This window comes from Mesorhizobium sp. M0166, from assembly GCF_040322255.1.
In the GTDB taxonomy this organism is placed as follows: domain Bacteria; phylum Pseudomonadota; class Alphaproteobacteria; order Rhizobiales; family Rhizobiaceae; genus Mesorhizobium.
The window spans coordinates 408,977-431,829 of sequence record NZ_JAMYTD010000002.1 but is presented as its reverse complement, the minus strand read 5'-3'; the positions used below and the strand labels follow the sequence as shown (position 1 = coordinate 431,829).

At 58.6% G+C, this 22,853-nt stretch carries 21 protein-coding genes and 3 pseudogenes; 16 read left to right on the top strand and 8 right to left on the bottom strand.

Annotation, left to right across the window (positions count from 1 at the left end):
* Positions 1 to 10: 10 nt before the first annotated feature.
* From NKJ46_RS04465 to NKJ46_RS04435, 7 genes and pseudogenes are all read right to left on the bottom strand, one after another.
* A complete protein-coding gene (locus tag NKJ46_RS04465; RefSeq protein WP_352662314.1) occupies positions 11 to 1,189 on the bottom strand; it encodes a cysteine desulfurase family protein in 1,179 nt (392 codons plus the stop codon).
* A 33-nt stretch (positions 1,190 to 1,222) separates the two neighbouring features.
* Positions 1,223 to 2,460 (bottom strand): annotated as a pseudogene (locus NKJ46_RS04460) (nucleotidyl transferase AbiEii/AbiGii toxin family protein).
* Positions 2,453 to 3,046 (bottom strand): DUF6088 family protein, encoded by a 594-nt coding sequence (locus NKJ46_RS04455; protein WP_352662311.1) that lies wholly within the window; start codon positions 3,044 to 3,046, stop codon positions 2,453 to 2,455. Before NKJ46_RS04455 ends, NKJ46_RS04460 begins: the two are co-directional and overlap by 8 nt.
* A gap of 555 nt (positions 3,047 to 3,601) precedes the next feature.
* Positions 3,602 to 4,150 carry a hypothetical protein gene (locus tag NKJ46_RS04450; protein WP_352662308.1) on the bottom strand — a complete coding sequence of 183 codons (549 nt, stop codon included), beginning with the start codon at positions 4,148 to 4,150 and terminating at the stop codon, positions 3,602 to 3,604.
* 10 nt (positions 4,151 to 4,160) lie between these two features.
* Positions 4,161 to 5,276 (bottom strand): AAA family ATPase, encoded by a 1,116-nt coding sequence (locus NKJ46_RS04445; RefSeq protein WP_352662306.1) that lies wholly within the window; start codon positions 5,274 to 5,276, stop codon positions 4,161 to 4,163.
* Entirely contained in the window at positions 5,269 to 6,960 is a 1,692-nt protein-coding gene (locus tag NKJ46_RS04440) for a GmrSD restriction endonuclease domain-containing protein (RefSeq protein ID WP_352662303.1), read from the bottom strand. The genes NKJ46_RS04445 and NKJ46_RS04440 overlap by 8 nt, the downstream gene beginning before the upstream one ends.
* A gap of 576 nt (positions 6,961 to 7,536) precedes the next feature.
* Positions 7,537 to 7,788 (bottom strand): DUF6074 family protein, encoded by a 252-nt coding sequence (locus NKJ46_RS04435; RefSeq protein WP_352541505.1) that lies wholly within the window; start codon positions 7,786 to 7,788, stop codon positions 7,537 to 7,539.
* A 75-nt stretch (positions 7,789 to 7,863) separates the two neighbouring features.
* Between NKJ46_RS04435 and NKJ46_RS04430 the strand changes: the two are divergent.
* The 12 genes and pseudogenes from NKJ46_RS04430 to NKJ46_RS04375 form a co-directional block, all read left to right on the top strand.
* Positions 7,864 to 8,061 (top strand): annotated as a pseudogene (locus NKJ46_RS04430) (transposase); the annotation flags it as partial.
* 1,495 nt (positions 8,062 to 9,556) lie between these two features.
* Entirely contained in the window at positions 9,557 to 9,784 is a 228-nt protein-coding gene (locus NKJ46_RS04425; RefSeq protein WP_352662301.1) for a hypothetical protein, read from the top strand.
* Positions 9,785 to 10,058: 274 nt separating this feature from the next.
* Positions 10,059 to 10,277, top strand: a complete 219-nt coding sequence (locus tag NKJ46_RS04420) for a hypothetical protein (protein ID WP_352566830.1) — start codon at positions 10,059 to 10,061, stop codon at positions 10,275 to 10,277.
* A gap of 190 nt (positions 10,278 to 10,467) precedes the next feature.
* Complete coding sequence (locus NKJ46_RS04415) at positions 10,468 to 10,722, top strand: DUF982 domain-containing protein (RefSeq protein ID WP_352566828.1); 255 nt, start codon at positions 10,468 to 10,470, stop codon at positions 10,720 to 10,722.
* Between the two features lie 740 nt (positions 10,723 to 11,462).
* Positions 11,463 to 11,702: a DUF982 domain-containing protein gene (locus NKJ46_RS04410; protein ID WP_352566826.1), complete on the top strand. Its 240-nt coding sequence runs from the start codon at positions 11,463 to 11,465 to the stop codon at positions 11,700 to 11,702.
* 48 nt (positions 11,703 to 11,750) lie between these two features.
* The gene (locus tag NKJ46_RS04405; protein ID WP_352662298.1) at positions 11,751 to 12,122 is read left to right on the top strand and encodes a hypothetical protein; all 372 of its coding nucleotides are present in this window, start codon (positions 11,751 to 11,753) and stop codon (positions 12,120 to 12,122) included.
* Between the two features lie 117 nt (positions 12,123 to 12,239).
* On the top strand, positions 12,240 to 12,644 hold the full coding sequence (locus NKJ46_RS04400) for an ATP-dependent DNA ligase (RefSeq protein WP_352662295.1): 405 nt from the start codon (positions 12,240 to 12,242) through the stop codon (positions 12,642 to 12,644).
* A gap of 96 nt (positions 12,645 to 12,740) precedes the next feature.
* Positions 12,741 to 14,307: pseudogene (gene istA / locus NKJ46_RS04395) on the top strand (IS21 family transposase).
* A complete protein-coding gene (istB, locus tag NKJ46_RS04390) occupies positions 14,240 to 14,971 on the top strand; it encodes an IS21-like element helper ATPase IstB (RefSeq protein ID WP_352662292.1) in 732 nt (243 codons plus the stop codon). Before istA ends, istB begins: the two are co-directional and overlap by 68 nt.
* 120 nt (positions 14,972 to 15,091) lie before the next feature.
* The gene (locus NKJ46_RS04385) at positions 15,092 to 15,463 is read left to right on the top strand and encodes an ATP-dependent DNA ligase (protein ID WP_352662418.1); all 372 of its coding nucleotides are present in this window, start codon (positions 15,092 to 15,094) and stop codon (positions 15,461 to 15,463) included.
* The gene (gene ligD / locus NKJ46_RS04380; protein ID WP_352662289.1) at positions 15,391 to 16,164 is read left to right on the top strand and encodes a non-homologous end-joining DNA ligase LigD; all 774 of its coding nucleotides are present in this window, start codon (positions 15,391 to 15,393) and stop codon (positions 16,162 to 16,164) included. The genes NKJ46_RS04385 and ligD overlap by 73 nt, the downstream gene beginning before the upstream one ends.
* A gap of 102 nt (positions 16,165 to 16,266) precedes the next feature.
* Complete coding sequence (locus NKJ46_RS04375) at positions 16,267 to 17,928, top strand: DNA polymerase/3'-5' exonuclease PolX (protein WP_352662286.1); 1,662 nt, start codon at positions 16,267 to 16,269, stop codon at positions 17,926 to 17,928.
* A gap of 21 nt (positions 17,929 to 17,949) precedes the next feature.
* On the opposite strand, the gene NKJ46_RS04370 is transcribed toward NKJ46_RS04375, so the two are convergent.
* Positions 17,950 to 18,588 carry a hypothetical protein gene (locus NKJ46_RS04370; RefSeq protein WP_352662283.1) on the bottom strand — a complete coding sequence of 213 codons (639 nt, stop codon included), beginning with the start codon at positions 18,586 to 18,588 and terminating at the stop codon, positions 17,950 to 17,952.
* 372 nt (positions 18,589 to 18,960) lie between these two features.
* Between NKJ46_RS04370 and NKJ46_RS04365 the strand changes: the two genes are divergently transcribed.
* The 4 genes from NKJ46_RS04365 to NKJ46_RS04350 all read left to right on the top strand — a co-directional run bounded on the left by NKJ46_RS04365 (position 18,961) and on the right by NKJ46_RS04350 (position 22,569).
* Positions 18,961 to 19,275 carry an alpha/beta fold hydrolase gene (locus NKJ46_RS04365; RefSeq protein WP_352467863.1) on the top strand — a complete coding sequence of 105 codons (315 nt, stop codon included), beginning with the start codon at positions 18,961 to 18,963 and terminating at the stop codon, positions 19,273 to 19,275.
* A 1,170-nt stretch (positions 19,276 to 20,445) separates the two neighbouring features.
* Positions 20,446 to 21,315 (top strand): MBL fold metallo-hydrolase, encoded by an 870-nt coding sequence (locus NKJ46_RS04360; RefSeq protein ID WP_352467862.1) that lies wholly within the window; start codon positions 20,446 to 20,448, stop codon positions 21,313 to 21,315.
* A gap of 354 nt (positions 21,316 to 21,669) precedes the next feature.
* On the top strand, positions 21,670 to 22,122 hold the full coding sequence (locus NKJ46_RS04355) for a YidB family protein (protein WP_352503351.1): 453 nt from the start codon (positions 21,670 to 21,672) through the stop codon (positions 22,120 to 22,122).
* Between the two features lie 150 nt (positions 22,123 to 22,272).
* Positions 22,273 to 22,569 (top strand): TPR end-of-group domain-containing protein, encoded by a 297-nt coding sequence (locus tag NKJ46_RS04350; RefSeq protein ID WP_352662279.1) that lies wholly within the window; start codon positions 22,273 to 22,275, stop codon positions 22,567 to 22,569.
* The last annotated feature ends 284 nt before the right edge of the window (positions 22,570 to 22,853 follow it).

The window sequence follows — 22,853 nt, the reverse complement described above, 5'->3', positions numbered from 1 at the left end:
ACTCTAACGGCTACTGGCGGCTACGTCCAGATGGGAGGCGTGCACGCAAGAGTGCTTTGGCAATTTCGTCTGCGGCAATGTCAATATCGCCTTCCGTTGTGTAGCGACTGCAATATATACGAAATACAGTTCGAGCCTCAACTTGAGTCATACCCATTGCAAGTAAGACATGAGATGAAAGAACTTGACCGGCCGTGCATGCTGATCCAGTCGAAAAACACACCCTTGTTTGCAAAAGCGAAACAAGATCATCAGCGTCTACACCCGATGCTGATAAACTTAGGGTCCCAGGCAGGACGGGGGCGCCGTTAGTCGTTCTGCGGCAGGCTGCCTGTCGCTCTTCTAGTTTGGCGAGCAGACGAAGCGCGAGCTCGTCCCCGTGTTTGGCATCCGCCGAGAACTTGCTGCAGGCAAGACTTGCCGCCGCGCCAAATCCAACGATCAATGGGACAGGCTCGGTGCCTGGTCGGATGCTGTTTTGCTGGCCGCCACCAAACTGGATTGGCCGGGGCGGCGGTGCGGCGGCAGACACATAGAGGCCTCCGACTCCAACAGGTCCATACATCTTGTGAGATGAAAGGCTCAGATAGTCGATGTCGAGTTCAACCACATCCAGCGGAATTTTTCCCGCAGCTTGGGCTCCATCACAATGTATGAGAGCACCGTTCGCGCGAGCGATCGCGACAACGTCGGATAGCGGCTGCAGTACACCCGTTTCATTGTTTGCTGCCATTATCGAAATCAGCAGCGTGTTCAAGTCTACAAGCAGTCTCAGCGCGCTAAGGTCAATCACGCCGCTGTAATCTACCGGCGCAACAACCACATCGAACCCGAGCTTCTTCAGCCGGTGCGCCGGTTCAAGCACCGCCTTGTGCTCGACCGCCGATACTACTATGCGCCGCCGCGGGTTTTGAGTTTCGATTGCCCAATCGGCGATGCCAAGCAAGGCAAGGTTGTTTGCTTCAGTTGCGCCGGACGTGAATACGATTTCAGACGGAGCACAGGCAATCAATCTGGCGACGTCGGCGCGCGCTCCAGAAATGGCCGCTGCCGCGCGCTCGCCTAGGATATGCGGCGATCCGGCATTTGCCGGCGTCGTCCATGCTGCCACCATCGCCTCTTGAGCCTCCGGCGCCAGCGGCATGGTTGCAAAGCCGTCAAGGTAGATGGGAGGATCGATACTGTTCATGTTTCTTTTCGTCACATTAGCGATTTCGCTTTGTTAGGAGGCCCGAAAACATCTTCCACGACGGGCCAATAGGCAAGGTTCGACTCCCGGGCGCTTGTTCAGGGCGGCGTTGTTCAGCGTCACAGCGGCTAGTGAGCATGCCGGTAATTTCAGGAGGTCGGATATCTGCACCTGCGTGAAGATATTTGTTTCGCCAGCATGGGCCGTACGCGCCTCACGACAAATGTCATGAAGAGACGGGTTGATTTCGTCCTCCAGCTTTTGGATTCGGGCAAGAATTTCGTCGAATGCTAAAGGTTTCTCGTCAAACATCATCAGCGCCATGTTGCGGTAGTCAGCACGCAGGTCTCTCTGCCTGGCTTCAGAAGGCATCAGTCGCAACGTTCCGGGCCGAGCGGTATCGTAATTTGCCCAGCCCGAGCGGAAAAATGCCGCTTTGTGCCTTGCCACCTGTTCGAGGAGGTCGAAGTCGGTCGCCGCGGCCTTTCCATCCGCGGTTTCGAGAAGCATGGCGATATCGTAATAGTGCCGCGAAAAATATTGCAGCGTTGGAGTTTCGTCTGGCCGGTGTGCCTCGGCATGGAGCGCCGTGGCCTTCTCCCAGAATGTGCGTCGCGCAGAGAGCACAGGCACCGTGCAGTCGGGATCTTCGAAGAAATCCGGGAAGTCGTCGGCCGCATATGGGCGAATGGTCCGTTCTTCGGTCGGCCATGGGTCCCCCAAGCGCCGAATTCCAGCTTCACCCGAGGTGTGATGTAGGCCATGCCCTCGTATTCGCCCTTCGACAGCGCGGCAAGGTAGTGAAAATTGATGGTCTGCGGATCGCTACGATCGATCGCTAGGGACCATCCGCCATTATCTGGGGTACCCAGATTCGAGGCGATAGCCATTTGAAGAGCTGGCAGAAGCGTTTCGGCGATATGCTTTTCGACATCTGCGGCGAGCTCGTCCATGAGTTTTCCTGCAGCTTTTCGACTAAGGCCGGGGTTCTCAGGGTCGCGCTCGCCCGTATAGCCGAGATCCGTACGATCAAAGGACAAATCGATGTCCTCGGAGAAGCGACGAATAGCGTTGAAGGCCTTCGATAATGATGTGCCACCCTTAAACACGAGAGTGGGCGCGTTTTCTTTTTGGAGCTCGAAGAGACGCTTCAGTGTCCAGCAGACCCAGAAATCTTTCTCGATGATGGTGTTGGCGACGCCACGTGCCTCTCCAGTCTGGCCGAACAACGCGGAGCGATCGGAGCGGCTAAAAACAGCGACTTTATCCATCAGCCATCCCAACCGCACCTTGAGCGATGGACACAAGCGTTGACCTCATCCATGCTGGGGCTTGAATGACGCTGTTGGCGAGTATCTTCTTATCGCGGGCGGACAGGCTGCGGGCGGCCACGTGAGCGATATCGACGGCCCGGGTGGGACCAAGATGCCGCAGGGCCTGGACAACTGTCCCAACTGGACTGCCTGGCGCGATCAGATGCTTCGGTGAGGCATGACGCAAATCGACGGTCCGCCTGCCAAGTACGACGCGCCTGGATGGGCCGTCGGTGAGATAGGTGTTCCTGGCTGGCACCTGCGTGGACAGGCCGAGGGCATTCGCTGCCTGTGCTCCAGTAATCTGTACCTGCGATCCAGTCTCACGGGCAAGCGCTCGGGCTACGTCGTCCGGAGTTGGCGACAACGGACCAAGTTTTATGTGCATCTTTGGAAAGTCGTAAAGGCCACGGGCCAAGCGGCGGAGCTTGCCGCCCTTAACCAGACGCGACAGAGCCTGATCGATCGCCGCACGGTCACCAAGGTCGAGAAAATCACTGGGCGTAAAAACACTCCCGCGCCCACCACCGCGGGCACGCTTCATGATCTGGTCTGGCGCTGATGGAGCCCTCGTTTTCATTTGTCAGAAAATAGCGGGTATTTTTCTGACATTCAAGTGCACGAAGGAAGAACTTTCCCCCGCTACTATGTACTTTCTTGGTCCATCCGATGTGGTGTAAGCGCGATATCGGTGGTCGTTATCCGATTCCGATTTTTCTACCGACGTGGCCGATCAGTGCCCTACGCTCCGGTTCGGTTTGAAGCAGAAAGTGCAACCTACCTTCACCTGGCGTGAATTTGGCGTGGTCTTCAAAATTGAGGATTGTGCCGTTCTCGTCAGCGAACGCAGCGAGCGGCCGTCGCGTGCGACTTTCACCGTTTACGCTAAAGGGATAAACTGGATACGGTGACCGGTTTCGTCTCCAAGCGCCGATGGCGCTGTCTAGGGCTAACAGTCGTTCCACGGTTGGATTAAGCATTCGATCACCGTGGCTCAGGGCTTCAATTTGCTGTCGCGTTCGAGGAATGAAGCGCAAATTCGGAAACAACAGGTCTCTTTCAGCCCAAAGCTGGGCTCCATCGACGATATTGGGCCTGACTAGGAGGATGAGCGCTCCTGATGATGGGCAACGCCTTCATCAGAGCATGCGTTTCGGCTTGTAACCATTTCCTCTTGAATGTCTCCGCCCTCATCGAGCGACAGCCTGCGCAGGTCGATACCCGGCTCGCTCCAGAAAGCATGGGAAAATATGCTGAGAGCTAGACCGTTAAACTGATGCGCTAGACCGAGTCCGAGCGCCGCTTCGCCCACGAGGATCGCCGCAGTGTCACCTATGCGGTACTCGAGACCGGCTAGTGGCGGCCCTTCAAGTTCCGCGACCGTCTGACCGTAGGGGAAACGATCCTGGACCGTCTTGAGATAGATATTCTCGTCGGTACAGCCGCCATCATTGCGAAGTGCAGCTAAGGACCAATTCGTTGCGAAACTCAAATCGGCCAGAGAATGGGGTCCGTTCAGGACAAACTGCGGAGAAATTGATGCAACCGCTCGAAGCGCATCAACGAACTGCTTTAGCCGCGCTGTAGCGACCTCTCGAGAGCAGGGGGCATTAGGGATGGAGAGATCGTTGAGAAGAAGCTGCAGCATCCTGAAAATCTTACGACAGCAATTGATCCAGGCTTCGCTCCCATTGATCGAAGAACCCGGACGGCCAGAACGAAAGTCGACCTTTCGAGTCGAGAACGGGCGTTTCATAGGTTGTGGCGGTCCCGGGCGATCGCGTGAAAAAGTGCAATTTGGTGTCTGCGGCTTCAAGGTGGCCATCTTTGACAGTAAGCCGAATACCATTCAGGATATGATCGCTATGAGTTTCGACGATAAGTTGAGCGCCGCTTGCTGCGGTCAGAGCAATCAATCGACCAAGCGCGGCCTGACCGCGAGGATGGAGCTGTGCCTCAGGATTTTCGATGATCAGCAGCGTTCCAGGTTCTGCCGCTAGGCACGCTGTCACGACGGGAAGAACATGCGTCAGACCGAATCCAACATTGGTAGGGCGCAACGGGTTTCCATAGGCGGCCTTCCGGCCTCTGTAGGTATAGGCCAACCGCACAAAGTCGGTCATCGGGACCTCCTCTGGTTCGACCCGAACCCCAGGGCTGAACTCCTGCATCCAGGCATTCACTTGCGCCAAGAGGCTTGTAGCATCACTTTGCTCCGCATAGCGGCGTGATGGCGCGACCGTGAGATCCTGACCAAACTTCAGTAGGAAGTATGCTGTGTATTCGCCGCGCGCACCAAGAAAACGCTCATGTCCGACGGCATGCTGGGACTTAGGAAATGTAACGGAGGGCGTTATTCGGTCAGCACGTAAAAACTGGAATCCGCGGCTGAACAAACCAATGGGCTCGTCAGCGACATTTTTCGGGCTCTCCTTGCAAACCAGGACGTCAGCCTCTGATGGCGCGTCCGCGATCCAATCCAGGAAGTGACGACCATCGTCGGACTTTACGGCTAATGCTATCTGCACAACGCGCTTGTCAAAATCTTGGTAGAGCAGATCGCGCCCTGTTCCAATCTCGACGAGGGGGCCGTTCAGACCCAGTTCGCCTGTCTGGAGACTTCCTGCGTCGAAAGACTGTCGGAGCAATCCCAGAGCCTGTAAAATCGAGCTTTTCCCCGTTCCGTTCAAGCCTGACAGGACCGTGAGCATCTCAAGCGGTAGCGCGAGATCGTCGAACGCCTTGAAATTTACCAGGGCGACGCTTTCAAGCATTGCTCACGACCGTCTGAAACATCTCGGCGACCATATCGAAACGTCGGTTAACCTTAGCTACATCACTCGTTCCTTGCGAAATAGCGGCCTCAAACTGTCGATCGGCGCAGAGCGCCATGAATTCGCTCTGCAGATGTGTGCGCCGCTCAACCAGAAAGCTACCCTCTTGCTCTGCCAACTTCGCAAGGTTGACAGAGACCGCTTCGAACAAAGCCTTATTGATGGGCATTCTTGCCGCCTCGGGAGACAAGCGCTTTCGAAATGCTTCGCCTTCGAAGATCAAATAGGCGAGGAGCATGGCACGGCTGAACGCCGACTTTACGCGCTCAATATCTGCCGCCTCCAGCCTGTTCAAGCTTCTCATGGCTTGGATGAGAAAGCCGTCCATGTCTGCTCTATTGTAGGAAGACACGCCAAGCGAATAGAAGGCAACAAATCGAAGGACCAGTTCCCGGTCATCCATTCTGATCGGCTTTACGCTCCTGTCCGTTGCCTTGAGAAACTCCTCCGAAGAAGCCCATTTTGCCAGCAGACCACGACCCGCACCGGGAGTTATTGCATGGCGTAATTCTTGCGGCGACAAGGCAATGCCACCTGAATTTATGCGCGCGAACACATTGAACTTAACCTCCGGCGGTGTTCCCTTCCGGATCAGGTGGACGACCAACTCTGTCTCTCTGAGACGTGTCTTCAGCTTCTCGCTCAAGTCGTTGAAGCTCTTGCCCTCATAAGCTTCGAGATATTGCAGGTCGGACAGGAGCAACGGCTGGCTATTTATGCTATCAGGGCGAACGAAGCGGGCAATCGTGGAGAGGCGTTGAATGCCGTCGACGATTTCCCATCGCTCGTCTTCGTCCTCGGCTGCGTAAAGGACAGGCAGCGGAATTCGAAGTAGGAGTGACTCGATCAGCCGGCTTTGTCTCTTTTGGTCCCATAACCCTACCCGTCTCTGAAAATCGGGCATCAAATCAATTCGCTCGTTGCTGACGCGAGAAAGCAGCAGATCGACGGTTACCGTCCTGGTTGCGACATCGATGGCTTCGGGATCGAAGGGCTGCTCAATATGATCGCTCTCAAGCGCAGAGGCGTCATCGATTTCGACGCCGGTGCCTTCGCCAAAAAGGTCAAGCTGTTCGCGAAAGAGCCGCAACTCCTCCATGACCTCTTCTTCTGGAGGCCATTCCTTCTGAAGCATCGCAAATTCGGCGCGAAAGAGCTGGCGCGCAAATCGCCGGCAGCCTTCGTCATCGTTCGCAAGGATGATCAACATGGCGCGACGTAGCGCCCGTCTATACTCAGGATCGAGCCAGAGAGTTCTATAAGGCTCGTTGACGGTCAGGAGGTCGAAGCGATTGAACAGAATAGCCTTCGTTCCTGGCTTGCGGTCCGCGCCGAAATCGTCACTCGTAATCGCGATATCGTCGTTAAAAAACGTCCAAAGGCCATCGTTGGATAGGTGCCACAACGGCTTCCATCCCATGTCAGCACGCGCTCGAAAACTCAGCCTCACATAGGCTTGGAAGCGCGAAAGAATCGCATCTGCATTGACCCGAGCGGGATCGAGTAGTCCTTCATTGGACAAATCTATCGCGGCAATCACGCAAACGGGTTTGAAAAATCGTGCCTCCGGAGCCCGTCGGCGACGAATAGAAGACACGAGCAACGCCCAAGGATCATTTCTCATACGATGACCCCGCTTTCGCAGGAACGCAGCGTGACTCTCGTTTGCCTATATTCGTCTCGAGACAATGCACCCCCCGCTCTCACAACTGATTTGGTCTGCGGGAACCGTACTAACTGCGTCAGCCAAGCGCCAGTGATGGATGCGATGTAAGAGCCTCCGCCAACGATGGGAAGATTTGACGCACAGTCTTCTGAACACGCACAACAGGAACCTGCGGGAAAGTTGAATTTAGCGGGTTTAGATGCGTTCGTGATGTGTTCTACATAATAAAGTCATAAATGGCAGTGTGGAACTCAACGGCGGCTCATTGGTTTTGCGGGTTCAGCTCGTGGAAAAGGTCCGTCGGCCTTTCGTGAATGCGGGTTTCCGCATCGCCTACCTCGATTTGGTCGATGACCGCCGGACAGGCGAGGCGGAGCCGTATCTCGCCCGAGAGCACATTCGCGCGCATGATTTCGACGAACGCGCCTATCTTTTCATCCGCAGTGAGAAACCTGCGTTTGACGGATGCAGTGGTGCTACGCTTGTGGAGCCCCGGGGCGTCTCTATGCGGCAATCCTTCATCGTGAGCCGATGCTATTGTGCAAGTTTCGCAGCACTGCGGGTGGCGATATCGGCCAAGACAGCATGAAGAAGCGTTCCAACTTCCTGTTCGGCGACCCCGGGTGCAATTCCTGATTCGGACAGTTGAACGAGAATTGCCTTGGCGGTGTTGCGCCAGAAGGCGTTCGCGTCCTTCCCGTTCTTGGATTCCAGGACCCGGGCGATCCCTTCGACCAACTTCCGCCGCCGATGCAGCGGAAACGCGCTTATGTTTGAATCACACATCGATCACCTCACCCCTTCAGTCGCGCGAATAAGCATTGGCGGGTGAGAAAATTTGGTTAACAGCGCTTTTGGACAATGGTCAGCAATGGAATAAAGCGTCTACCCAACAAGCCAAGAGGTGTGCCACATGTTGATGATCGGCGCGTGCTGAACGGCATCTTCTGGGTGCTGCGCTCCGGTGCTCCATGGCGCGACCTGCCTCAGCGCTATGGCCCGCGCACCACCTGTTGCAACCGCTTCGTCCGATGGCGAAAAGTAGGTGTGTGGCTGCGCAGTAACGAGTCTACGCCTAAGGTTTGCGGAGCCTCACGCCGGCGCGGCTGCCGTTCTCCGGGATGAACTCGACGCCGGCGGCCTAGAGGGCGATGCGCAAGGCAGCAACGGTTCGCTCTTGTGTGGAGCCCTGTCGGGCCGCGACATCTACTTAATGTCTACTTCAGACAGTCGCGCGACCATAACTTTTGATAACAGGTCAGGGTCGCGGGATGCCGAGCCGCTTGAAATACCGAGTTACGTCCGGATGCTCGCGATCGTCCCGCCTCAACCGCGCAAGCGCGTCATCATCGCCGGCGAGCGCCATAGCCAAACCGGGAGCGCTTATTCTCCACGGAGCACCGGGCATTGTCTGGTTGTGAAGACGGTGCTTGATCACCAGCCGCCTGAGTGTGTCTTCGCTTACGTTCTAGTCGTACCTGAACAGATCAATGGCCCTCTGGACCGTGATCGCCTCTGCCCGTGGGATGTAGAGCGGCCGAAGCCGTTCGCCTGTTTCCGGCGCTGTTTTGACAGGGCGCGCATTGGTCATTCGGCCCATCGCGCTTTTCTGCGGCCCGCCGTTTCGCCCGACATCAGGGAACGATATCGCCCCCCATGTATTAGAAACTGATGGACACTATGGAACCCCAGGGCCACGGGATGGCGGCCGATATTTTGACATCGGAAGTTGCCAATGCCAGGCAGCGCATCCACCGGACCGAGCTCGCGCTTCAACGCACTGAAGAATGCTGGCCGAAAATCTCGCGCTGTGCAGCAGGATACGAACTGCGGTCGAGGTGAAGATCGATCCCCCCAGCTGTGAAGGACGTCGCGGGGGTTGAACTGGGCCGGCGTTTCATTCGTCGCGACCTTGCGGCACCCTGCCGCAAGAGCCTGCCCTGTTGGCATCACAGCGTGAGCAAACATTGGACAGAAGCATTCCAACGTTCACGATGTGCAACGCCGACGCCAGACCGACACGAATCTTCAGTTCAAAGAGCCAGGATTAATGCTGCGGCAAACGAAGGTGGCACGGGGGTTTTCGCGCGAGCCAGTTAGCCGATCTCCCGCTCAGAAATTTCTATCAAATATTCCGACCTCCTGATGGAACCCATTCGTTGCGGGCGAGTTGCGGCTCATTGGGACGGACTTCCCGAACATGACAGCGAGCAACAAAGCAGACCATCAGTCTGTCTCCGAAGCGTTTCGGAAACTGATCCGTTCCGAAGGCTATCGTCATCACGTACAAACGTTCTTAAATGTGGAGGTCGAACCAGAACTGCCGCCAACCCTACAGTCATTACTTGCGGCTATTGATCGGGCCAAACAGGGGCCGACGGAAGAAGTCCCTTAGCGGGCTGACTGAGCGTCAAAGCGGAAGAGTACAGAGGCTCGCTCCGTACTTTTTTCTCTGGTTCCCGCTCAGAAATTCCGCCAAACATTTCTTCTTGATTTTTCCCGATAGAGGGTAATGAATATCCCCTTGGGTTCTCGCTGAGGTGGGAGGCCTTGTATGAACGTTTGGACGAACTGCCGACCCGACAAAGTGACTGCCAAACACCTTGTTCACGAGCTGATCCTACAAGCCCGTCGCGGCCAAATCATCTCCGTCAAAGAGACTATCGCAGCGGTGCGCCGAGACGGGCCACATCTGGCGGAAACTGACTGCGAGCTGGTGGAGGTTATTGTCAATGTTGCCCCAGCCTTTGGCCTGTTCGTCGGGTTCGATCTTCGCGAATAGCCTCATGGCAACCCATTGGTTCTCGCCTGCGGTGTACGTCAGGACAGACCGACCTGGGATTGTGGGAGAAAGGCGGCTCGAGGCGCGTCAATAGGATCGTGGAGGAGCATGAGGGTCTTCGCGAGCCGGTGTCCGATCCCCACCACAGAAATTCTACAAACATTCCTGACTGTCGCGGCCCAGCGCCGTACCAATTTGTACAATTCGTACATGGCCTTGATGCCGCTCAGGTAGGGAGTAGAGTACGCTTCGGCGTGTCCCTGGGGAGGGCTGGATGAGCGTCGCGCGAAGGGTCGGTCCGCTTCTAGAGCAAGCAATCACTGTACTCCTCAACAGGGCGGACCGTGGCGACACGGTCTCGATAAAAGCGGCACTACGCGAAACGCGGGAGACTGCGCCTTATTTGGTGGCCTCCGATGAAGAACTGACCGAGGCGATCGTCGAGGCAGCAACTGCCATGGGCCTCTGCGTGGCTTTCGACTGTGGCGAGTAGCTGTCAGCCACTTCAGTCACTGTGGCATCGCAACAAAGCGCGCCGTCCTGCGCTATTTTCCCATTTTCAACAGTTAGAGGTAATCCGCAATTACCTTCGCAACGTGCTAAATCTGCCTGTAGAACGGGAACTGCCGGCTGAGCAAAGGTAATTGCTGGAGGAACTTGATAGGGCCGACAAAGAGTGACGTATGGCTCTCCACTGGTTCAACCCTCCGGTCCCGGTCAAGACCGAGCGTCTCGGGATCATCCGCAACGTCAACAACGCCGAGGCAGCCGGCGAGGAGCTGATGAAGTGGACCAAGCGTGGCCCTTGCTGGGACCTCGCGGTGCGCGTTTGCATGACCGTGATTTTCGACGAGATGGAAGCTGAGGAGGCCCGCAAGGCATTCCTGGCTGCGGCAAAAGAGGAGGGGACATTACTCCCCCCAATGACAACCAGCTAAATTGGATTGCGGTATAAGGTTCTAGGTGTCTCAGACTGAAACCGCCTTCGCGAAAGGAGCCCGCCGCCAAGCATGGAGATGAGAGGCGACGGACCCCCCCACAGCGGCTGCACATCCACGAAGTAATCCCGCTGCCGCCTCTAAACCCGCGAGGGCCTACATCGTTCCCTTAGCTGCAGCTAAAGCGGGGTTGGTCGGCGGGCTCTTGCCGCTCTAAGTTCCCTCTTATGGGTCCCCTCTGGTTCGCTCCCCCGGTCTACGTGAAGACGAAACGTCCGGGCATTCGCAATGGGGTCAGCCACGTCGAGGGAGCCGCCGAGGAACTCCTGGCATGGGACACAAAGGGCCCGAGGTGGACGAAGGCGGTCCAATCCTGCGTCGACGCGTTCGAGGGCAGGATGTCCCCCATGAGGTGCGTGAAGCTTTGAGGCGGCTGCCAAGGAGGCCAACGTGTATCTCTCCCCTGAGTAGGAGGTATCATGGCGCCCATCTGGTTCGTCGCTCCGGTGTTCGTGAAGACTGAAACCGGTGTCAGGCATGGCTGCAACGCTGCAACAATGCGAAGGAAGCCCTTGAGCAGCTCAAGATGTGGACCCGGCGAGGGCCTCGCTGGCATAGGCGGTGACCCTCTGCCTGTCAGCCTTGGAGGGCGATTCGATTGACCCCCACATAATACGAAAGGCCTTTGAGGCTGCCGCCAAGGAGGCCAAGATGTATCTCTCCCCTGAGTAGGAGTTGTCGTGGCAACCCATTGGTTCTCCCCTCCTGTGTACGTCAGGACCGACCGACCTGGGGTCAGCTACGGGAGCAACAACGTCGAGGGTGCCGCCGAGGAACTCATGAAGTGGACCAAGATGGGACCTAAGTGGAGGAAGGCTGTGCAACTGTGCGCCGACGCCCTTCAGGACCGTGTGACTCCGGAAGAGGTCCGTCAGGCTTTCGAGGCTGCTGCCAAGGAGGAGGGGGTGCTCCGTGAGTAGCAGGCCGGTGCCCATGGCTATGTTGGGAAGGACCCGTTAGGCTGTCTAATGCTGACCAAGTCCGCGCTGCTCGAAATAGACCCGGATACGAGAGCATTCACTCTGGTTGGCGCATTCATGGGCCATTTTGCACTTCTTGAAACTGGCATCGGAGCTGCTCTGGGCGAGGTAGTTGGCGTCAATGGGGCACGTCCAGTAATCATCAATCGAAACATGGGGTTCGACGAGAAGATCAAAACCGTACGCACAGGGGACCGGAACCGGAATGTCAGGCTTCTAAAGCCGATGGCAGAAACCGGACACGCTGTGGCGGCATTTGAGGGCACGTTCCTGCTCTTGATTATTGCCTGTGAGCTGTGCGCGAAAATCGGGGATGGAAGGGCCGGAGGCAGGAAGCACGGCCTCAGGCCGAGGCGCTAATCAGGCGCGTCGGCAATGATCCCGAAAAGCTCAAAACGGCGGCAGCGAAACTAAAGAAGTAGTCGCGCGTTGGACGCGGATAACGCTATTTCGTCTCTCAGTATGGTTTAGGTCAGAGTGGTCAAGCCAACGTCGGGTAAGGCAATCAATGGGTCGAATGCTAGTCAAGCGAAGTCGCCCGCTCGTGACGAGGTCACTTTAGCGCCGCCCGCTTTCCGGCCGGTCCAGCTCGCAACGCTCGTGGACACGGTCCCTGCCGGCGATCGTTGGATCCATGAGATGAAATATGACGGCTATCGTATTCTCGTTGCCGTCGGCGGTGGCGAGGCGCGAGCCTACACACGATCTGGTCTGGACTGGTCTAGCCGTTTTCCCTCGATCCTCTCCGAGGCTCGCAAGCTCAAGGTGCGCTCCGCCCTGATTGACGGCGAGGCCGTGGTTGTCGATGCGGAAGGAAGATCTAACTTCCAGGCGCTTCAGAATGCATTGAAGGGTGCCCTGTGTTTCGGCGTGCAATTTTGACCCCCTGAGGCGGGGAATCGGCGTCCAATTTTGACCCCCCCCTGTTGATGGCGATCTGCGACCATCCGCTTGTCTCGGCGAGCGGATGGAGGGGGGATGAAGTCGGTGGATACAATTGCCCGTGTTCGGCGCGCTTTTTACGTTCAGAGGTGGTCGGTCAAACGGATCTGCCGGGACCTTCATCTGGCGCGCAACACGGTGCGCAAGATCCTCAGGTCTGACGAGACGTCCTTCTCCTATGAGCGCGAGCGGCAGCCGATGCCGAAGATCGGACCCTGGCAGGACCAGTTCGATGCGCTCCTGAGCAGCAACCGCGGCAAGTCCGGCCGCGATCGCCTGACGCTGGTGCGGATATACGAAGAGCTTCACCGGCTCGGCTACGAAGGCGGCTATGATGCGGTCCGGCGCTACGCCAAGACCTGGGCGAAGGCGCAAGGCTCGGCGTCGGAGGACGCCTATGTGCCGCTGTTCTTCCCGCCCGGCGACGCCTACCAGTTCGACTGGAGCCACGAGATCGTCCTCATCGACGGCGTGACGGTGACCCTGAAGGTGGCCCATGTCCGGCTCTGCCACAGCCGCATGATGTTCGTGCGGGCCTATCCGCGCGAGACGCAGGAGATGGTATTCGATGCCCACGACCGGGCCTTCGCTTTCTTCGGCGGGGCCTGCACGCGCGGCATCTACGACAACATGAAGACGGCGGTGGAGACGGTCTTCGTCGGCAAGGACCGTCAATACAATCGCCGCTTCCTGCAGATGTGCAGCCATTACCTGGTGCAGCCGGTCGCCTGCACCCCGGCCTCCGGCTGGGAGAAGGGGCAGGTGGAGAACCAGGTCGGGCTGGTGCGCGAGCGCTTCTTCACGCCGCGGCTGCGCTTCAGGAGTTATGAGGAGCTGAACGCCTGGCTGCTCGACAAGTGCGTCGCCTGGGCTAAGGCCCATCGCCATGTCGATCAGCCGGACCGCACGATCTGGGAAGTGTTCGAGGAGGAACGCCGCAAGCTGGTCGCCTATCGCGGCCCGTTCGACGGCTTCCATGTGGTTCCCGCCTCGGTGTCGAAGACCTGCACGGTGCGCTTCGACAACAACAAATACTCGGTGCTGTCGACGGCAGTCGGACGGCCGGTCGAGATCCAGGCCTATGCCGACCGCATCGTCATCCGCCAGGACGGCCTCATTGTCGGCGAGCACGCCCGCTTCTTCGGACGCGGCGAGACGGTTTATGATCCCTGGCACTACGTCCCGGTCCTCTCCCGAAAGCCCGGAGCGCTACGCAACGGCGCACCGTTCCGGGATTGGGTTCTGCCGTCGGCCACGGAGCAGGTCCGCCGCATACTGAAGGACGCCGACGACGGCGACCGGCAGATGGTCGCCATCCTGGCTGCGGTGGTCTCCGACGGGATCGAGGCCGTCGAGACGGCCTGTCAGGAGGCGCTCGACCAGAACGTCTGCTCGTCGGCCGTCATCCTCAACATCCTGGCCCGCCGCCGCGATCCGGCGCCGGCGGTGACCGTGCTCACTCCGGATGCGCTACGCCTGAAGCATGAGCCGCAGGCCGACTGCGCCCGTTACGACAGCCTCAGGAGGGCAAGCTGATGGAAAGGACTCAGGTTCTCGAACTGATGGGCACCTTGAAGCTCTACGGCATGCGCGGCGCCTATGACGAGATCATGGCCACCGGGATCAAGCGTCAGCACGAGCCGCCGAGGATCGTCGGCGATCTCCTGTCGGCGGAGATTGCCGAGAAGCAGGCGCGCTCCATCAAATACCAGCTGACCGTCGCCAAGCTGCCGCTCGCCAAGGAGATCGAGGACTTCGACTTCACCGACACGCCGGTCAACGAGGCCCTCGTCCGCGAGCTCGCCAACGGCACCTTCGTCGCCGACCAGCGCAATGCCGTGCTCATCGGCGGCACCGGAACCGGCAAGTCGCATCTGGCGATCGCCATCGCGCGCGCCCTGATCCGCAACGGTTCACGCGGCCGCTTCTTCAACCTCGTCGATCTCGTCAACCGGCTCGAGACGGAGCACCGAAACGGCAAGCAGGGACGCATCGCTGACCACCTCACTCGACTCGACTTCGTCGTCCTCGACGAACTCGGCTATCTCCCCTTCGCCCAGGCCGGCGGGCAGCTTCTCTTCCATCTCATCAGTCGGCTCTACGAACGCACCTCCATCATCGTCACCACCAACCTGGCATTCGGCGAATGGCCGAGTGTCTTTGCCAGCGACGCAAAGATGACGACGGCGCTGCTCGACCGGCTCACCCATCACTGCGAGATCATCGAGACCGGAAACGAGTCCTGGCGCTTCAAGAACCGCGCCTGACGCGCCTCTGCCGACCACCGCCCAAACAATCCGCACTCGCCGGGCTGCGCAACCCCGACCAGCTCCGCCCGGCGAGCGCTCCTCGTCGCGCTTAGGCAAGGGGGTCAATATTGGACGCCAATCGGGGGTCAAAGTTCGGCGCCGATTGACAGTGCCCCGGCGACTATCGACTTTTATGCGTTCGATCTGCTGCAGCTCGACGGCGAAGATCTGACAAGGCTTCCTCTTCTTGAGCGCAAGGCGAAGCTGGAGGCGATCTTGCCTGCGAAAAATCCGGTCCTTCGTTACTCCGACCATATCCTCGGCCGCGGAGAAGGGCTGCTCGATCGCTTCTGCGCAGCCGGCCTTGAGGGCGTCATCTCAAAGCTCGCGGATTCGAGTTATGTGGCGGCCCGCGGCGCAAGCTGGCTGAAGATCAAATGCATCAGGCGGCAAGAATTTGTGATTGTCGGCTGGACGCCGTCCGACAAGGTCCGCGCGTTTCGTCCTTGATCCTTGGCGTTCATGACGGCGGCAAGCTGCGCTACGCCGGGAAAGTCGGCACCGGCTTCGATACCGCTGAACTTCTTCGTCTCTTGAAGATCATGGCGCCGCTCGAGCAGAAGGCCGCCACCGTCGACGCACCACGCGCCGAAGTGCGCGGCGCACACTGGCTCCGTCCGAAACTGGTCGCTGAGATTGCCTTCACCGAAATGACAAATGAAGGGACGTTACGACATCCGAGCTATCTTGGTCTCCGCGAAGACAAGAAGCCGGAGGCGGTCGTGCTCGAGACGGAACGTCATGCAGCCGATCTCGCCGCGTCTGCGACAACCGCCATCGCGATAAGTAACCGTGACCGCGTCATCTATCCGGAATCGAACATCACCAAGGGACAGCTCGCCGATCATTACGCAGCGGTCGCCAAGAGCGATCCGGCCCATTTCACGGCCGTGGTGTCAAAGGCGCGCCGCAAGGGTCGCATCTTTGTGGACTATCTACGCAATCAGCGCGGGGCGACCGCGATCATGCCCTACAGCGCGAGATCACGTCCGGGCGCTCCTGTCGCGGCACCGATCACGTGGGCGGAGATGAAGACAATAGATGCGCCCTCTCATTTCCACGTGGGCGATGCTCCTGAATTAAAGAAACGCGCAGCCTCCAAAGCTCTGGCGGGATGGGGTCGCGCTGACCAATCCTTGCCCAATCTGTAGCGTACGTGAAGAGGCAGTAAAGCCGGGATTCACAGGGCAACGCGGCGCTCATGGCCTTGCCTGATTGGAACCTGCGGAGATCGGCCTCGTTTGGCTGAAGCCATGGCAAAAACCGATCCGAGGACCGTCGCCAGTCTTTTGAGGGAATACGCGCAACGGGCGTCTATGCGCGGCGACAATCTCTATCGCACAAGAGCATACTTGCGCGCGGCAGACAGTCTGACGGCGCTGTCGCAGCCGCTTGATCGGATCATCGCCGCCGGCGCCCTCACCAGGATCCCGGGGATCGGTGAAGCGATCGCAGACATCGTGACCAAGCTTTACCAAACCGGCACGCACCCGAGCCTTGAGAAGCTGCGCGAGGATGTTCCAGCGGGCGTGATGGAGCTGTTTGCCATACCCGGGCTTCGTCCTGATAAGATACTGAAGCTTCATCAGGCGCTCGGCGTGAACTCGCTGGCCGAGCTCGAGGCCGCAGCAAGAGAAGACCGCATACGCCCAGTCAAAGGCCTCGGCGCCGCGCTCCAGACAAAGCTCCTGCAGAACCTGGCCATCGTACGAAGCGGCGAAACGCAACTTCACCTGCACAAGGCCGCCGCCCTTCTCGAACATGCGGTCACATCGGTGAAGCAAGAGCATCCAGAGTTTTCGCGCCTCGAGATTGCCGGTGACTTCCGGCGCGGTTGCGAACTCGTTTCCGACTTCGCCTTGGTAGCGCAGGGCAGAAAGTCGACTGGAATCGAGGATACGACCCTCAGGCTTGTTGTCACGGACAGGAAGCACTTTGGCGCGAGCCTGCTCGAAGCAACCGGTTCGGCAGACCACCTCAAGCAACTGAAGACGTTCGCGGCCGACAAGGGGTTCACCCTAAACGCCGACGGGCTTCATCGCGGGAGAAAGCTGATCGCGTCAGCGACAGAAGAAGAAATCTACCAAGCTCTAGACTTGCAGTTTATCGAGCCTGAATTGCGCGAAGGCAGGGACGAGATTGAGCGGGCGGCAAAGCAGAAGCTACCCGCCCTCATTCGGGATGAAGATCTGCATGGCATCCTGCATTCTCACACGACCGCATCCGATGGCACCGAAACGCTTGAGGCAATGGCTGAAGCCACGCGCAAGCGCGGTTTCGAATACTATGGTGTCGCCGATCATTCGCAGTCCGCTCACTACGCAGGCGGCCTTTCGTTGCAGGAGATTGCTGAACAGCACCGCGAAGCTGACCGGCTGAACAAGGCATACAATGGAAAATTTCGCATACTGAAGGGCATCGAGGCGGACATCCTGGCGGATGGCTCGCTCGATTATCCGAATCACATCTTGGAGCTGTTCGATTTCGTCGTCGCGAGCGTGCACAGCCGCTTCAACTTGCCCAAGAAGGAACAGACGGAGCGTATCATTGAGGCAATCGGAAATCCTCGGACGACAATCATCGGGCACATGACCGGTCGCCAGCTGTTGCGCCGGCCCGGTTATGATCTCGACGTCGACAAAGTCCTCAAAGCGTGTGCGAAACACGGCGTCGCTGTCGAAATCAACGCACATCCGTGGCGACTCGACCTCGACTGGCGCTGGCATCAAAAGGCACTCGATCAGGGCTGCATATTCAGCATCAATCCGGACGCTCACTCGATCCGCGAGCTCGATCACATGCATTGGGGTGTCGAGATGGCGCGCAAGGGCGGTGTCCCTGCGAAGCGGGTCCTGAACGCAATGCGTTTGACGGCCCTCCTTGCGCATCTCGCACGGCGCAGGCAAACGTTTTAACCTGCCTGTGCGCCCGGCCTATCAGCGCAGGAGTCCCTCATTCTCAAAATCTTCCCAGCCGCGCAAACTGGAGTGCGAGTTCTCATCGGGGCCATGGCCAGCTGAAGCTGCAGTTCCGCGACCGCGTCTTTGAGCACGTTTCATCGCGGCCTTCCCCGCGGCTCGCCGCCTATTCTCTGCAGCTGTCGCTGCGTCCTGTTCGCGCCAGACCGTAACCAGGTCGCGGTCAAGCACATCCTCCACGTGCTGCGGGTCGAAGACGTGAAAGGTGATGTTCCTTGCCCGCCCGCGAAGTTTCACCGTTTTCGTCCCGGCGCTCTGCAAGCGACCATCTTTCAGCCAGCGGTGCCGTTCAGCGGTCGAGATCGTCAGAATGTCCTCGATTTCACGGGGGATTACGGGCAGGTCTTCGATATTCTGCAGTGCTTTGGATACGATCCCGAATACCACCTTCACATCATCCTCGGCGCCCTCAAACAGGCGCACGGTAAGCACGCGGGACTCGATATGGAGCAGTTTCCTGAACTCCGTTGGAAGGCGGGCGCGTATTTCGAGAAAAATACCCTTCGCTCTGACGGACGATCCAAGCGTTGCAGCCGGGGTTAAAGGCCACTCTCCAATCAGCTTCGCTGTTGCATTGATTTTCCGATGCTTGGACATGCCCCTTTATATAGGTCGTCGATCGCCAGCAGCGATGCCGATCGCAAAGCCAACATGAGTTCTAATCCGCCAGCGGTCTGAACCACGATGCCCAAAGGCGCAACCACGATTGTGAGCGGGGCCGTTTGCAACTTCGGCTAACAGGAAACGGCAGAGTTGATCTCGAAGTGCGATATCAGGCGCGTCGCCGCCTGGCGGCTTTTTGGGGGCCGTTTGCTGTCCGTCCGGTTATTGCCGAGGGACCAGTTAAAGCCGCCGTTCGGCTCACGACCTCTTCGCGGAATACAAGGCAAGTTCAGATCCCGCGGAAGTCGACATTGAACTGCCTCTCCGTTTACACGTTTGGCAAATGTTGCGAATGGAGGGAGTTGCATGTTTGAAGGTTTCTCGCTGGAGCAGATCAAACTTCCGGAAGCGACGCTCAGAGTGCGGGTTGGTGGAAGGGGCCACCGCTTCCTGATGCTGCACGGTCATCCTCGCACCCATGCCACTTGGCATCGCGTGGCGCCGATTTTGGCTGAGGAATACACCGTAATTTGCCCTGGTCTTCGGTGCTCGCCCTTGCGGTGTGTCGCAACACAATCAGCGCGTCCGGTTTGCCGTGAACAGATCTTGCTGATGCACCAGTTCGTCCGCGACGGGCTGACGGAGGCGGCGTGTGCCATTCGGGTGGATGGCCGAAAATAACCCCACCTCTGCATGACGCGAATTGTGCCAGCCCGGGTAGGCCGTTATCGGGTACAGGCAAATACCCTCGAATCGATGCTCCGACACCCATAGCGGCACGCACCTCGTCGCGGCATACATAGTGGAGCCAAGCCGGCCCGCCGGATCCCTCTGAGCCGGTCTCGGCAATGAACATCGGCTTACCGTACCGATGAGCAACCTCGAGCAACATTTCCGACAAAGCGCGGTACTCATGGTGTCCCATCGATATCGTCGGCCCGTTTATTTACCATTGATTGTGCGGCTAGAAATTCAGGCCCACGACATCGACAACATCTTCGCTCCCGCCCAACTCAGGTTCGACGCGGCCCAGCAACATGTCGTAAGCTTCGAACTGCCCCTGACGGGCGTTTTCGGCCCGACCCCGTTCGCTGCGGGTCCGGTCACGAGGAGCGATTTGGATAAGGGGCTCGGCCCAGACAAATCTGCAGGCGGGGTCGATCTCCCGCATTGCACGAACACCCGCGATGGCAGCCTTCACGAGATGCCGCTTGAACCATCCACGTTTGTTCGGCCCCACGCGGGAAATAGCCGACCTCAACAGCCCATGCGAAAAAGGAGATCTAGTTGATGGGACACAACAGAGGCGGTGTTCCGGCGATCGAACGCTGTACGCTCACGGCTTCTGCCGCGAACGAGGCATAGGCATCGATGAAATGCAGCGATCGCTGATCGACATGGTCTGGAGATCCGTAATGGAAGATGTCCCAGATAACCTGGACACCTGCCGATCGGGCCGCCTTGACCATTGGCGCCCAACTTGACCAGTCATAGGCGAAGCTTGCGGAACCGGAGCCTCCACCTGGTGCTCGTCCATACGCCCCACTTCGCTCATTCGAAGTCTTCTTTCAGCAGTCGGCTTCGAACTCGGCCGCCTTGTTAGGACCGGGAACCGCGTTGGCGAAATACCGCATCCAATGGGGCGCGCCATCTTCGTTGCTCAGTCCAGCTCGTCCTGGCGCGACCGGGTAATGCCGAACCGATTTGGTCGAGCCTTTGTTCCTGTGGTGGACTGTCCGGAGCTGGGTGGCGAAGGAGGAACAAGGAGGGCCGTGCCAAGTTCGGGGCGATATACCACCGCCGCCGATCGACTCGAGCGGCTGCTCAGCAACAAGAGAGGCACGGGATCACATGACCGTTCAGATTCGACTTTCCGAGATCGACCACGCCAGGCGCGAGGATCGTGGCGACGGCGCTTGGAGCATCGCACCGGACTTGGGCTATTTGCGCCTAGCAATCGTCAATGTCGTGTTCTTCGGCGCACCGGGCAGCGGAGATCGGAACTGGATGCTGATCGATACCGGGTTGCCGACGTCCCGCGGCAGCATTCTTGCGGTCGCGGAAAAGCGGTTTGGCACGAACGCACGGCCGGCCGCGATCATCCTGACCCACGGCCATTTCGACCATGTGGGAACGGTTCTAGACCTCGCGAATAGGTGGGACGTGCCTGTCTTCGCGCATCCACTCGAGCGCCCCTATCTGGACGGAACCGCGTCCTATCCGCCACCGGATCCCTGGGTCGGGGGTGGACTGATGGCGCTGCTTTCGCCGCTTTTTCCACGGGGGCCAATTGATCTTGGCAACCGTTTGGAACTCCTACCTGCCGACGGATCGATCCCCGGAATGCCCGGATGGCGATGGCTACACACACCCGGGCACGCTCCTGGGCATATCTCGCTCTGGCGCGAGGAGGACCGCTCGCTGATCGTAGGGGACGCTTTCATCACCACCGGTCAGGAGTCAGTCTATGAGGTCGCCGTTCAGGATCTTGAGATGCACGGTCCGCCGCGCTACTTCACGCCGGACTGGGATGCGGCGGAAAGATCCGTGAAGCACCTGGCTGCCCTGAACCCGCACATGGTCATCAGTGGACACGGTGCGGCTGCTGCGGGAGTGGGCATGCGTCAAGCTCTTGACAGCCTGGCTGAGCGGTTCAGGGTGTTCGCCGTCCCGCCGAAATTGAAATTCGTGCGCGAGCCGGCGGCAGTCCTAGGTAGCTGAGGCTAACTGAGCCGCCGTCGTTCTGAAGTATGATCAAGTTGGGCAGACTCTATCTCTCGAGCCGGTAGAGTTACCCGTCGGGTCGCGCTTTCCATCGTCGCGACAAACTCTGACAAGCGGAACAAACCCGGGAGGCGCCGGGTTAGGGTCGCTCGATCGGCGCAGGGCGACTGCGGCCAAGCGCCCCGAAGTTCTGCGTCAGGAGAAGACGTCAGATGGAAAACGAGTACCCGAAGGACGCGTCCTCTCCGCCCGCGAGCCGACCGGCAATAAGTTGTTCGAGTCCACACGCGTCGGCATCCGCCAAGACTTGGCTTTGATTCGCTCATCGGCCAAAACCGTGGAGGAGACCAAATGGCAAATCTGGGAAGATTGGCGATCGCGATGCTTGGCGTTCTGGCATACCAAAACCGCGACAAGCTCTGTGAATTGATTCCGGGAGCGGGGTATCTTAACCCAAACGACCCGCAACGCAGAATTCTGGCTCAGATAACGAATGGCGTGTCGAGGGCTGACCTTGGTGAGATCCTCGACCGGTTCAGGGAGGTGGGGGCAGGATCGAAGGTCGACTCGTGGGTTGGCAGCGGGCCAAACCAACCGATTGAGCCAAGGGACGTCCAAGCGGCAATGGACGAAGGTACACTCACGTCCATTTCGATGCAGACGGGTCTTTCGCGCGAGGAGCTAATCAGAAGGATTGCGCGGGATCTACCCGAGACAGTCAACGAGATGACGCCGAATGGTGAATGGCCGCCTGAGCCGACACATGGCTTGGATAAGTCGACCCTGCTCGACAATGTATCCTAGGGGACACAGCCAGGAATGCAGCCGGCCAAGGCGAGATCCAGGGTGGCAACTCTACACCGGGGGACGCTCCTGCGCGATCGCCTTCATCCGCTCGCGAACTAAGGATCTGTTTCGAGCGCGCCGAACGCGCAACTGGCCGCCATCCTGAAAATGCGGCACCGCTGCATCGCGGCGCCCTCGCTCGCGTATATCGGTGAGCGGAAGAAGGCGCGTTCCTGGCTGGCCAGAGCGCTGGCGATCGATCCGAACGACTTCGTGACGCAGTACAACGCCGCTTGCATGTATTCCGTGCTCGGGGAAGTGGAGGAAGCGGTGCGGTACCTGGAAAGAGCCGTCGGAGGAAGCGTGAGTCAGAACGTATTGGAACGAATCCGTCACGAAGTCGATTTCGACGCCATTCGCGATCACCCGCGGTTCGTGCAGCTTCTTAGTTCACTTGGCTTGTGACGCACAGCTGTACTTGCACAAGCTTCGGCCTGCCTAGCAGCCGCGTTCGGTTTGGGTGGCGGATTCAACTGATCGCAGCAACACACGCTCTTTTCTGAAAGATGGAGTGTGAGCCATGAAGCAGCGAAGTCGCATCTGCTACTCGGCCGCTCAGCGCCTGAGATTTGGGTTCGATGGCAGGCGGGCGAGTCGATGAGCTCGATCGGACGACGATTCGATCGGGAGTCTTCATCGGTCCGTTCTTGCCGCCGCGCCTGGGCCTTGCACTGGCGGGCTGCCGGCCT